The sequence below is a fragment of the Flagellimonas hymeniacidonis genome, assembly GCF_008040165.1.
Lineage (GTDB): Bacteria > Bacteroidota > Bacteroidia > Flavobacteriales > Flavobacteriaceae > Flagellimonas > Flagellimonas hymeniacidonis.
Map to the genome: position 1 here is coordinate 338,957 of NZ_VRUR01000001.1, position 12,661 is coordinate 351,617.

Below are 12,661 nucleotides of genomic sequence, written 5' to 3' on the forward strand. Positions count from 1 at the left end.
CTATTCAAAACAATCCTGGCAAGGCTTACGTCCAAAGGTATACGTTAATGTAATACCTGAAAAGACGTACCAGTCATCGCTTAAAATATTTCCAAATCTAAACTGCTCAAAATTAGAACCTTCAGGATTGCTTGCGTCCAAATTGTCCGTAAACGTATACCTGGCTCCAATCTCTGCACCAAGAATCAGGAATTGATTTAACCGATACTTTGCCCCCACCGTCATTGGAATTGCAAAACTACCTTCTTTTTGGTTAATATCCTGCACTTGAAGGGCATCAAAATAATTAAAATCGTACCTGAAGTAAGTAAGACCTGTATAAAGATAGGGAGTAAAGGCCGGTCCCAGCTTATGAAGATTGTATTCAACGTAGTTAAATTCCAAACCTACAGAGGCTTCTAAAACGGAATTATCAACCACATATCCGCGTTGTACACGTGAAGATTTGCTGGATTTTGAGTCATCTGCAGTAAAACTCCCATAGAGCACACTTGCTCTCCATGCATAGCGCTTGCTCTTATTCCATTTAAATATCCCGCCAAAAGCAGGACCCGAGGGCAATATAAAATTAGTCCTTCCTACATCACCAATGGTATTGGCACCACCAGCAAATACACCAATCTCATACGTCTGGGAATTGACTTTGAGCATACAGCACAAAAAAATAGCCAAAACTATTCGCATTCTATTCAAAAGTTATACATTTTAGGGTAAAGGAAGGTCTATAGGTATACTATTATCAATGTTCTCCTTGTTAAACAGATTTTAGCTTCTTTTATTGTTTTTAATAGGTTCAATTACGTTTATCTTGGCCCCACAACAATTTGTTCCGAAGTGTTTTTAAAAAGCTTTCCGATTTGTATTGTATCATTTTGATGGTAAAATCTGATTTTTTTATTCTTATTTCCTTCCCATTGGGAATGCTGGCAAGTCTAGAATCCAAGGACACCAAGTGATTATCCTCCCGTCCAGACACCTTTAAACGTATAGCCGTATCATCTGAAATGACCAAAGGACGTGCATTAAGATTATGAGGGGCTATAGGTGTTAAAACCAAGGATTTTGCTGTTGGCTCAATCACTGGACCACCGCAGCTCAACGAATATCCTGTGGAACCCGTAGGGGTTGAAACAATCAATCCATCTGCCCAATATGAAGCTAAAAATTCATCATTTAAATAGGTTTCCACAGTAATCATGGAAGTGGTATCCTTACGACTGACCGTAATTTCATTTAGTGCAAAATTCAGACTTCCAAACTCATCCAGGTCAGAGTTAAGCGCAACTTCTACCAAACTGCGTTCTTCTATTTTATAATGACCTGCTGCAAATTCTGTCACCACTTTACGAACATCTTCTTTCTTAAAAGTGGATAAAAACCCTAATCTCCCCGTATTGACACCTACAATTGGAATTCCTAAATCCTTTACATAGGTCACCGCCCTCAGCATAGTACCATCACCGCCAATGCTCACAAACATATCAAAAGAACTGTCCAATCCAGAAGTTTGTGAAAAAGTACCATAATCCAACCCAAGATTGGATTCGGAAACGAGCTGACTAAATTCTTCTTCAAAAAAAACAGCAGCTTTTACCTTCTTAAGCTCGTCTAAAAGCTCCATAACACAGGTTCTGTTCAGCTCATGAAAAGCTTGACCGTAGATTGCAACTTTCATGTTAAACGTTAAGGTATTTCTCTAAATAGTCGGATCGTTGTTTCAAATCCTCTAGGAATTGATCATCGCTATTGCCATACACTATAGTGTAGTTGTATCTTCTAAAAGTTTGAGCGACCTCATTTAAGTTTAATGTCCCCACTTTAAGGGTAATCTGTACAACATCATTTTGGGAGTCCGTAATAAAGGCACCTAATAGGCGAGCATTGTTGCCCTCTACAATTTGTGCAATCTCACTAAAAGAGTAGTCTTTAATGCCAGTTGCAACAACGAGAATCCCTCCTGGTTCCCTAAAAAACGGAGTGTCTATAAAAACGGAAACTACGTCTTCCAAATCATAATACCCAACGATTATCTGATTCTCATCCAATACTGGAAGTACATTGGCTTCGTTTCTAGAAAACATTTCAAGAACATCGAGCCATGCCGTATCCTTGCTTACGGAAAACGTCTCTAACTGAAACCTGAAATCTTCAATCTTTTTCTTGGGTTCAAAACAGGCCAGATCATTTTCGGATAATAGACCAATATAAATTCCATTCTCAGTAACACCAGCATGTGAAAATGTGGTTTCCTCAAAAAACCGGATAACCTCTTCCAAGGTCTCTGACACCTCAAAAATAGGTACTGTTGTTATTATTTGATTCTGGATTTGCATTACAATTTAATTAGGCGCAAAATACTAATTTTAAATCGCAAAAGGCGTGCCTAATTCTTATTTTTGGCATTCAAAAAGTTAGAAGTCTATGACAAAATTGAGTGTCAACATCAATAAACTGGCAACCCTTAGAAATTCTAGAGGTGGCAATATGCCGAATTTGATAAAATCCGCGAGGGATATTGAGTCTTTTGGAGCGCAGGGAATCACCATTCATCCAAGACCTGATGAGAGACATATTCGGTATAGTGATGCACATGAGTTAAAGGATGTCGTAACTACGGAATATAATATTGAGGGAAATCCCATCACAAAATTTATAGATTTGGTTCTAGATGTTAAACCTACTCAGGTTACGTTGGTGCCAGATGCCGAAGATGCCATAACCTCCAATGCGGGGTGGGACACTATAAAAAACAAAGCATTTTTGGTTGATGTTATTCAAACATTCAAAAACAACGGCATTCGTACTTCCATTTTTGTAGATCCCAATGTGGAAATGGTTAAAGGAGCAGCGGAAACAGGAACAGATAGAATTGAGTTATATACCGAAAGTTTTGCTGAAGAATTTGCCAAAGGAAAAAAGGCAGAGAGCATTCAACCCTTTGTCGAAGCTGCCAACATGGCCAATGAACTTGGGTTGGGCATTAATGCAGGCCACGATTTAAATCTTGATAATGTTAAATACTTTAAAGATCATATTCCCAACCTATTAGAAGTATCTATTGGACATGCCCTCATTTGTGAATCGCTTTATTTGGGACTGGAAAATGTAGTAAACATGTATTTACATCGATTAAAATAAATGGAGCTTTTACATTCAAAAATTATAGGAGAAGGAACACCACTATTAATTCTACATGGCTTTTTAGGCATGTCGGACAATTGGAAAACATTGGGAACCCAATTTGCCCAAAACGGTTACCAAGTCCACTTGGTAGATCAGCGAAATCACGGAAAAAGCTTTCACTCCCCAGATTTTGACTATGATGTTATGAGTGATGACATCATACAGTATATCGATCACTTTCAAATTGGCAATACAACTTTAATAGGCCATTCCATGGGAGGGAAAACAGCGATGCAATTGGCTACCGTACATCCTGAGAAAGTTTCAAAACTGATTGTTGCCGATATTTCTCCAAAATATTACCCTCCGCACCATCAGCCCATAATAGATGCCTTGGGTCATTTGGATTTTAATGAAATTACCAGTAGAAAACAAGCGGACGAAGTACTTTCCAATCATCTGTCAGAAGTTGGGATACGACAGTTCCTGCTTAAAAATCTGTATTGGGTGGAATCTGGAAAACTTGGACTGCGCTTCAATTTTGATGTCCTTCAAAACAAAATGGATGAAATTGGCGAAAATATAAATGCTACAGCAACCTATGAAGGCCCTACCCTATTTTTAAGGGGCGAAAGATCAGAATACATTATGCCGAACGACTTTCCAGAAATAAAAAAACACTTCCCAGGAGCAGCCATAGAAACGATAGACAAAGCTGGACATTGGTTACATGCCGAAAACCCAAAACAGTTTTTTGAAAAGTCACTTCACTTCCTAAATTCATAAAATTTCACCCTTTTTATTATGCATGCATAATTTTTTTGTCCATTTTATTGCCTGTATAACAAATTTGACATAGTTTTGGTTAATGCTGATTTAACCGAAATTTAACTTAAACTAACTCTAACAGTATAGATTATGAAAAAGTTTTATGCCCTGCTCCCCTTCTTAGGGTTATTCTTGATTGCATGTGAAGATGACGATACCCCCCTACCAACAACACCAGATCCAGACCCGGTGGTCATTACCCCTGGTTCGGCTGATTTTACAAAATACGTAGCCGTAGGAAATTCGCTTACAGCCGGATTCTCTGACAATGCGCTATTTAGTGCTGGTCAAGCAGCATCTTTCCCAAACATGTTAGCTTCGAATTTTGCTTTGGCAGGTGGCGGAGAATTTACCATCCCATTTATGGCGGATAATTTAGGTGGTGCTACCATAAATGGAGTAACAGACGCCAATATGGACGGCTCTCCAGATATAGGAAATAGATTAATTCTACAATTTACCGCAGATGGACCTGCCCCAACACCAAAAGAAGGCACAGGTACCACAGAAATTACAACTAAACTACCTGGCCCTTTCAACAATATGGGAGTACCAGGAGCAAAAAGTTATGAGCTTTTAGCCCCAGGATATGGTAGCTTGGCAGGTTTGGCTGTAGGAGCCGCCAATCCATATTTTGTCCGTTTCTCTTCTGCCGAAGATGCCTCTGTAATTGGAGACGCTGCTGCTCAGGCACCATCATTCTTTTCGCTTTGGGCAGGATCAAATGACATTCTTTTATATGCAACGAGTGGCGGATCCGGAACAAATCAGTTAGACCCAACCGTGAGTCCTGCACTATATGCAAGAAACGACATTACCAATCCTTTGGTTTTAGCAGGCGCATTGGATGGTATGTTACAAGCACTCACAGCAAGTGGCGCAGAAGGGGTTATTGCCAATATTCCAAGTGTTACGGATATTCCATTTTTTACCACAGTACCGCACAATCCTGTTCCATTGGATGAGGCAACCGCAGCACTTTTAAATGGTGCATATGCAGCTTACAATGGAGGTATTGTTGGAGCTTTTGCTTTTCTTGTTGGTCAATCGGCCATCTCTCAGGAAGATGCTGACCTTGAAATAGCCAAAAGAACTATTTCTTTTGCCGCAGGAGATACCAACGCAGTCGTGCTGATAGATGAAGATTTAACCGATTTAACTGGCATCAATGCAGCTCTTATTAACATGCGCCAGGCCACTGCTGATGACTTACTGGTATTGACTTCAAGGTCGTTCATTGGTACGTTGGCCAACCCAGCTGACCCCACATCTATAAATGGCGTGGCTATACCCTTGGAAGACAAATGGGTTTTAACCCCTGAGGAACAAACGGCAGTCGCTGATGCATTGGCCGCATACAACGCAACAATTTTAGCATTGGCCACCCAATATGATTTAGCTTTTGTAGATGCCAACGCATTACTAAGTGAGCTAAGAGCAACTGGTTTTCCATTAGCGGATGGCAGCGTGGTCACAAATACTTTCGGAACAGGTGGTGGTTTCTCGCTAGATGGGGTACATCCAGCGCCAAGAGGGTATGCAATTTTGGCCAATGCCTTTCTTGAAGCCATAAATGAAAAATATGGTTCTAATTTTCCAGGTGTAAATCCATTAAATTTTACTGGACTCTATATTGACTAACTATACTTAATTTCATTATATTAAAAGCACCGTTTTCACGGTGCTTTTTTATTATCCTAAAAATATAACCAAATGAAACTCATTTTAAAACTTCTTCTCAACGCATTAGCTGTGGTAATTCTCTCCTACATATTACCCGGTGTTGGTGTAGATTCCATTACAACAGCAATACTAGTGGCCCTAGTGTTAAGTATCCTCAATTTTTTGGTAAAACCCATATTGGTTATTTTAACCCTACCCATCACCATTCTTACCCTTGGACTTTTTCTCTTGATTATAAACGCTATCATCATTCTCATTGCAGCACATTTTATATCTGGATTTCAAGTGTCGAGCATTTGGTGGGCGCTAATATTCAGTCTTCTGCTTTCATTTTTGCAATCTATTTTACATTCAATATTAAAGGAGGATAAAAAGAAATGATTTTGTTTGGTATTCAACAGTTTAAAAAGTTGCTGTCAAAAAGAAAATGCATTACTTTTGCCACCCATTTTTGAATAGCAAATTAGGTAGGAGATGAATATCACAAAAGAGCAGATTGACGAGCTTAATGCGGTTGTAAAAGTTGCCATAAGTAAGGATGATTATCAAGATAAGGTTGAAAAAATCCTAAATGACTACAGAAAGCAGGCGAACATTCCTGGTTTTCGCAAGGGTCAAGTTCCCATGGGGCTTATTAAAAAACAATATGGTAAAGCCGTATTGGTTGATGAAGTAAACAAGTTATTGCAAGATAACCTCAACAAATACCTCACCGAGGAAAAATTGGATGTTTTAGGTAACCCATTACCAAAACAACAAGACAATTTTGATTGGGATAATGAAAATCTAGATTTTGAATTCGAATTAGGTTTGGCACCCAACTTTGATGTTCAGGTAAAAACCAAAAAGGCCATTACCCAATACAAGATTGTTGCCGATAAGAAAATGATAGAGGAACAGGTAGAGCGCATTCAAAAGCAATATGGTAAACTGGTTTCAAAGACTGAGGTTGGAAAACTGGATGAAGTAACCGGAACCTTTACCAATGAAACTGAAGAAATAGAGCATAAAACCACAGTAGAGCTTGAGAAAATCAAAAGCAAAAAAGCGATTGATGCCCTTGTTGGAGCAAAACCTGGAGATTCGGTAACACTTAAGACCAAAGGTCTTTTTAAAGAAGATTACCTACTGTCCAGCGCTCTTGGAATCGACAGGGAAAAGGCTGAAAAACTAAATATCGAGGTTTCCTTGACCATTGAAGAAATCAACGAACGTGAACCAGCAGTACTTGACCAAGAGTTATTTGATAAGCTATTTGGAAAGGATAATGTGAAATCTGAAAAAGAACTGAAGGAGAAAATCAAAGAAGATTCAGAAAAGCAATTTGAGCAGCAATCTGATCAGAAACTATTAAATGACATCACTGAAAAATTGATTGATGCTACCAAATTTGATCTTCCATCTGACTTTTTAAGAAAATGGATCCAAGTTAGTGGCGAAAACCCTCTTTCTGATGATGAAGCCAAAGAAGAGTTTGAAAAATCGGAAAAAGGATTGCGTTATCAATTAATTGAGGGGAAAATTATTCGTGAAAACGACCTTCAGGTTCAAATGGATGAGTTGAAAGAATTTGCCAAAGGCTTTATCAAATCACAAATGGCACAATATGGCCATTTAGATCCTCAAGAAGAAGAGTTGGAGAACATTGCCATGCGTGTCATGAGCAATCAAGATGAGGTGAAAAGGCTTTCAGAGCAGTTGATGAGTCAAAAACTACTCGATTTTTACAAAGAAAAGGCCAACCTGAAAGTAAAAGAGGTAACCTATGATGATTTTGTAAAGGAAGCTTACAGCTAATCTTGAGCTAAAAAGAAAATTAAGTATCTTTACGGTGCCGGAAAATCAATTTTTCGGCACCTTTTTTTTAAGCAAAATCGAAGAAAATCCTATGGATTACGGAACAGAATTCAAAAAATACGCCACCAAGCACCATGGAATAAACAGCATGTACTACGACCAAATCATGAGTAGTATGTATCCCATGAACATGACACCAAACATCATAGAGGAAAGACAATTGAATGCCATTGCAATGGATGTTTTTTCCAGATTGATGATGGATCGCATCATATTTTTAGGTACTGGCATCAATGATCAAGTGGCCAATATCGTTCAAGCGCAATTACTATTTCTAGAAAGTGCTGATGCGGTTAAAGACATCCAGATTTATATTAATTCCCCTGGAGGTAGTGTTTACGCTGGATTAGGTATTTATGACACCATGCAGTTTATAAAACCGGATGTAGCAACAATTTGTACAGGTATTGCCGCTTCCATGGCTGCTGTTCTTTTATGTGCAGGGCAGGATGGTAAGCGTAGTGGATTAACACATTCCCGTGTTATGATTCACCAGCCGCTATCTGGAGCGCAAGGACAGGCAAGTGATATTGAGATTGCTGCAAAAGAAGTACTTAAGATAAAAGACGAATTGTATCAAATTATATCAAACCATTCTGGACAGCCTTTTGACAAGGTCTATGAAGACAGTGATCGTGATTATTGGATGAAGGCAGAAGAGGCCAAAAAATATGGGATGATTGACGAAATTTTGGTAAGGGAAAAGTCCTAAATCCGAACAAAGAAGTTGAAAAACTGTGCTCTGGAACAAACCAAATCCAGTTTTTTTACGTTATTAGTGGTTGAACTTTATGTGTTGAGTTGATATGGCAAAGGAAAACTTGGAATGTTCATTTTGTGGAAGAAAGAAACCAGAGACCAATCTATTGATTGCTGGTCTTGATGCACACATTTGTGATCGGTGTATTGAACAAGCCCATAGTATTGTTGCAGAAGAATCCAAGCAATCTAAAAATCAAGACCTTTCCTCAGAATTGGTTTTAAAAAAACCGATGGAAATCAGGGATTTCCTAGATACATTTGTCATTGGTCAAGAACGTACCAAAAAGGTAATGTCCGTGGCCGTTTACAATCACTATAAAAGACTTCTTCAACCCAAAGGCAAGGAGGAAGATGTAGAAATACAAAAGAGTAATATTGTAATGGTTGGGCAAACAGGGACTGGTAAAACCCTTATTGCCAAAACAATAGCTCGAATGCTAAACGTTCCTTTAGCCATAGTAGATGCTACTGTGCTTACAGAGGCAGGTTATGTAGGTGAGGATGTGGAAAGCATTTTAACACGATTATTACAAGCTGCAGATTATAATCTGGAAAAAGCGGAAAGAGGCATCGTTTTTATTGATGAGATAGATAAAATTGCCCGTAAAAGTGATAATCCATCCATTACTAGAGATGTTTCTGGTGAAGGTGTACAGCAAGGTCTTCTGAAATTGTTGGAAGGAACTGTTGTAAATGTGCCACCTAAAGGTGGACGTAAGCATCCCGATCAAAAATTTATCGAAGTAAACACTGAAAATATCCTTTTTGTTGCCGGTGGAGCGTTTGATGGTATTGAGCGTATCATTACCAAACGTTTAAACATGCAGGCTGTAGGCTATAGTGCATCAAAAGCCGAAGACAGGCTGGATAATGAGAACATTCTTCAATATATCATCCCAAAAGATTTAAAAGAGTTCGGTCTTATCCCAGAAATTATTGGTAGACTTCCTGTACTCACCCATATGAATCCTTTGGATACAAAAACCTTACGAGCCATTCTAACCGAGCCAAAAAATGCCATTATTAAGCAATATGAAAAGTTGTTTGGCATGGACGGGATTACATTTAGTATTACCGAACAGGCTTTAGGCTATATTGTAGAAAAGGCAGTGGAATATAAACTTGGTGCAAGAGGGCTTCGATCCTTATGTGAGGCAGTTTTTACCGATGCAATGTTTACCTTGCCTAGTAGTGAAGAAAAGGAATTTAAGGTTACCAAAGCGTATGCAGAGGAAAAGCTTTCTTACGAAACCATTAAAAAGTTAAAAGCAGTCTCCTAGACTGCTTTTTTAGTTACTTTTTCCAGAAGATCCAAACAAACTTCCGCTATAATTTTTTCATCAGAGTACAATTGATGACCAAAGCTTGGTATAACATTTAAATCCACTCCTACCTCTTTTTCCCAAGAGGCTTCCGGTTTAAACGCATCGCGCTCCCCAAAAATAAGATTCAAAGGCGCATTGGGTTTTTCATTTTCATATCTAATCCTAGTAGGAGATATTGCGGTTAACGACTTCATTTGAAGTCCTTTCAAAGCAGCCTTCCATGCAATAGTTCCTCCAGTACTAAAAGCCAAATAATGGCATGGTTCTTTTTCTTTTTTAAGTAAATGTGCAACAGCGGTATCTATTCCACCCTCAACAAATGCCTTGTGTAAATTTTTCTCAGTAGAAACAGGTACATCTATATTTCCCAGCTGTTGACAATCGTAGAAAACAATGTCGTAGTACTGTTGTAAATACCCAAAATAGGAAGTAATCCAAAGGCCTTTTTTCACGCCCCATATGTCCGATAAGACAACTAATTTTTCTGCCATAACTTATTCTTTTGTCTGGTTATCAGTTTATTAAGATGAGGGAATTAAAAATCTATGAAACAAACTTCAATCTTTAACGGCTAAAATCCATATTTATTTGTCTAAAGGAAAAATTTGTTCGATGAATGGTGAAGGTTTACGAAAACGTTTTCGTAAAATAGTATGAAACGTTTATTTATCCTGCAGGTTCATCTGCAACAATTCATCGATATATGCCCTTTCATTGGACAATCTTGGAATCTTATGTTGTCCTCCTAGCTTATTCTTGGATTTAAGCCAGTCATGAAATAAACCCTGCCTGGCCACATGAACCTCAGGCATTTTAAGGGTGATATTATTGTATCGCTTTGCTTCGTAATCAGAATTCAATGATTTAAGGGCATTATCCAAGAATTCCGTAAAATAGGCAACGTCGCTGGGTGGTTTTCTAAATTCAATAATCCATTCATGGGCCCCTTTTTCATTTCCACTCATAAAAATAGGAGCTGCAGTGTAGTCCATTATTTCGGAGTCGGTTTTCTGGCAAATTCGCTTAAGGGCTTCTTCTGCATTTTCAATAATCAACTCCTCTCCAAAAACATTAATATGATGTTTTGTCCTGCCTGTTATTCTTATGCGATATGGATCTAAAGAAGTAAACCGTACTGTATCTCCTATCTTATACCGCCATAATCCCCCATTTGTGGTAATTACCATGGCATAATTTACCCCTGTCTTAACATCCCACAGCGGAATCGCCTTTTCTTCATTACCATAGCAATCCATGGGTATAAATTCATAGAAAATACCATAATCCAACATTAATAAAAGGTCTTGGGAATTATTTCTGTCCTGAATTCCAAAAAAACCTTCAGAGGCATTATAGGTCTCATAATAATTGAAGTTTTTTCTGGGCAACAACTTCTTGTACTGGTCTTTGTATGGTGTGAAACTCACTCCTCCATGAAAATAAACTTCCAAATTTTCCCAAATTTCAAACAGATGGTTTTTCCCTGTCTTTTCCAATACCTCATTTAACAACACCAACATCCACGAAGGAACACCTACCAAACTGGTCACATTTTCTTGAATGCTCTCTTCTATAATGGCTTCCAGTTTAGATTCCCATTCACTCATTAAAGATACCTTGTTGCTTGGCGTACTGCTATATTCAGCCCATAAAGGCATATTGTCAATTAAAATAGCCGATAAATCCCCAAAAAAAGTCCCGTTATCTTCATAAAGCTCTTTGCTCCCACCCAACCTAAGGCTTTTACCCCTAAACAATTGCGAGTTTTCATTATTGTTCAAATACAGGCATAATAAATCTTTGCCCGACTTGTAATGACAATCCTCAAGAGCCTCTGCGCTAACCGGAATAAACTTGCTTTTGGCATTGGTAGTGCCACTACTTTTTGCAAACCATTTAATTGCCGTAGGCCAAAACAAATTTTGCTCTCCTCTTCGTGTGCGTTCAATCATGCCGGCGATTTCCTCATAGTTAACAATGGGAACCCTATTTGCGAAATCTTCGTATTTGGTAATATCAGAGAAACCATATTGTTTTCCTAAAGTGGTTTCTTTTGAAAAATCCACCAAATGTTGAAGCACTTCATCCTGAACATCTAAAGGATACTTGAGAAAAAGTTCAATCTGGTGATAGCGCTTTTTAAGCAACCAAGAAGCTATGGAATTGAATAATGGTATTGGCATTTTAGGTATCTTTAACCTAACATACTATTAGGTCTTATAGCTAAAATAGACTATCTGATCATTATTTTCAAAATAAGCTTAAAAACAACCAATTCCACAATGCTTTACCAAGGAGTACTCCGCAAAATGCAAACCGAAATGGGAAGTCCCATTCAATATTTTCTGGTTTTTGAAAACGATTTTTTAAATATGAACCAGCTTTTGAATAAAGAACTGACCATTGATTTCATCAAGTTTCAATGTTTAAACTGCGGTAGGGAGAGACCTATTTATAGACAAGGATTCTGCAAATCTTGCTTTTATGAATCTGCTTCGGCAGGGGATTGGATTATGAAACCTGAATTGAGTACTGCCCATTTAGGGAAGGAAGACCGTGATTTGGAATATGAAAAAAAGGTGCAGCTACAACCTCATATCGTATATCTGGCAAATTCCAGTAATGTTAAGGTTGGGGTGACCAGAAAAACCCAAGTACCTACACGTTGGATAGATCAAGGTGCCCATGAAGCTATTGAAATTGTGGAAGTACCCAATAGGTATTTGGCAGGAATAACCGAAGTGGCCTTAAAAGCCCATGTAAGCGATAAAACAAGTTGGCAAAAAATGCTCACCAATCGCATTGAAGATGTGGATTTAAAAGCATGGCGGGACAAATTACAATCCAGCATCCCAGAGGGAGCATCTGAATATTTTTTAGGAGAGAATTCCGAAACCCATATGGATTTCCCTGTTTTGCAATTTCCCGAAAAAGTAAAAAGCCTCAATTTAGACAAGACGCCAAGTTATACCGGAGTACTGAAAGGGATTAAAGGGCAATATCTCATCTTTGAAGATAGTACCGTTTTTAATATTCGTGGTAACGAGGGGTATTTTGTGGGGATAGGAATTAGCTGAATGTAA

The 12,661-nt window shown here is 38.3% G+C and carries 13 protein-coding genes; 8 read left to right on the top strand and 5 right to left on the bottom strand.

Going from position 1 to position 12,661, the window contains the following annotated elements; all coding sequences use genetic code 11:
• From porG to FVB32_RS01585, 3 genes are all read right to left on the bottom strand, one after another.
• Entirely contained in the window at positions 1–684 is a 684-nt protein-coding gene (gene porG, locus FVB32_RS01575) for a type IX secretion system protein PorG (RefSeq protein ID WP_147740837.1), read from the bottom strand.
• Between the two features lie 109 nt (positions 685–793).
• Positions 794–1,675, bottom strand: a complete 882-nt coding sequence (locus tag FVB32_RS01580; RefSeq protein WP_147740838.1) for an NAD kinase — start codon at positions 1,673–1,675, stop codon at positions 794–796.
• Between the two features lies 1 nt (position 1,676).
• Positions 1,677–2,333 carry a CBS domain-containing protein gene (locus tag FVB32_RS01585; protein WP_147740839.1) on the bottom strand — a complete coding sequence of 219 codons (657 nt, stop codon included), beginning with the start codon at positions 2,331–2,333 and terminating at the stop codon, positions 1,677–1,679.
• Between the two features lie 88 nt (positions 2,334–2,421).
• On the opposite strand from FVB32_RS01585, the gene FVB32_RS01590 reads away from it, so the two are divergent.
• From FVB32_RS01590 to clpX, 7 genes are all read left to right on the top strand, one after another.
• On the top strand, positions 2,422–3,138 hold the full coding sequence (locus tag FVB32_RS01590; protein WP_147740840.1) for a pyridoxine 5'-phosphate synthase: 717 nt from the start codon (positions 2,422–2,424) through the stop codon (positions 3,136–3,138).
• Entirely contained in the window at positions 3,139–3,909 is a 771-nt protein-coding gene (locus tag FVB32_RS01595) for an alpha/beta fold hydrolase (protein ID WP_147740841.1), read from the top strand. It begins immediately after the preceding gene.
• Positions 3,910–4,041: 132 nt separating this feature from the next.
• Entirely contained in the window at positions 4,042–5,592 is a 1,551-nt protein-coding gene (locus FVB32_RS01600) for an SGNH/GDSL hydrolase family protein (RefSeq protein WP_147740842.1), read from the top strand.
• A 72-nt stretch (positions 5,593–5,664) separates the two neighbouring features.
• Positions 5,665–6,015 (top strand): phage holin family protein, encoded by a 351-nt coding sequence (locus tag FVB32_RS01605; RefSeq protein ID WP_147740843.1) that lies wholly within the window; start codon positions 5,665–5,667, stop codon positions 6,013–6,015.
• A 93-nt stretch (positions 6,016–6,108) separates the two neighbouring features.
• Positions 6,109–7,431, top strand: coding sequence for a trigger factor (tig, locus tag FVB32_RS01610; RefSeq protein WP_147740844.1), 1,323 nt, complete (start codon positions 6,109–6,111; stop codon positions 7,429–7,431).
• A 91-nt stretch (positions 7,432–7,522) separates the two neighbouring features.
• Positions 7,523–8,203 (top strand): ATP-dependent Clp endopeptidase proteolytic subunit ClpP, encoded by a 681-nt coding sequence (gene clpP, locus FVB32_RS01615; protein ID WP_147740845.1) that lies wholly within the window; start codon positions 7,523–7,525, stop codon positions 8,201–8,203.
• A gap of 94 nt (positions 8,204–8,297) precedes the next feature.
• Positions 8,298–9,533, top strand: coding sequence for an ATP-dependent Clp protease ATP-binding subunit ClpX (gene clpX / locus FVB32_RS01620; RefSeq protein ID WP_147740846.1), 1,236 nt, complete (start codon positions 8,298–8,300; stop codon positions 9,531–9,533).
• On the opposite strand, the gene FVB32_RS01625 is transcribed toward clpX, so the two are convergent.
• Positions 9,530–10,069 (bottom strand): dienelactone hydrolase family protein, encoded by a 540-nt coding sequence (locus FVB32_RS01625; protein ID WP_147740847.1) that lies wholly within the window; start codon positions 10,067–10,069, stop codon positions 9,530–9,532. The two genes, clpX and FVB32_RS01625, sit on opposite strands and share 4 nt — an antisense overlap.
• A gap of 171 nt (positions 10,070–10,240) precedes the next feature.
• Positions 10,241–11,761, bottom strand: a complete 1,521-nt coding sequence (locus FVB32_RS01630; protein WP_147740848.1) for a GH3 auxin-responsive promoter family protein — start codon at positions 11,759–11,761, stop codon at positions 10,241–10,243.
• A 99-nt stretch (positions 11,762–11,860) separates the two neighbouring features.
• Between FVB32_RS01630 and FVB32_RS01635 the strand changes: the two genes are divergently transcribed.
• A complete protein-coding gene (locus FVB32_RS01635) occupies positions 11,861–12,655 on the top strand; it encodes a DUF2797 domain-containing protein (RefSeq protein WP_147740849.1) in 795 nt (264 codons plus the stop codon).
• Positions 12,656–12,661 lie beyond the last annotated feature (6 nt).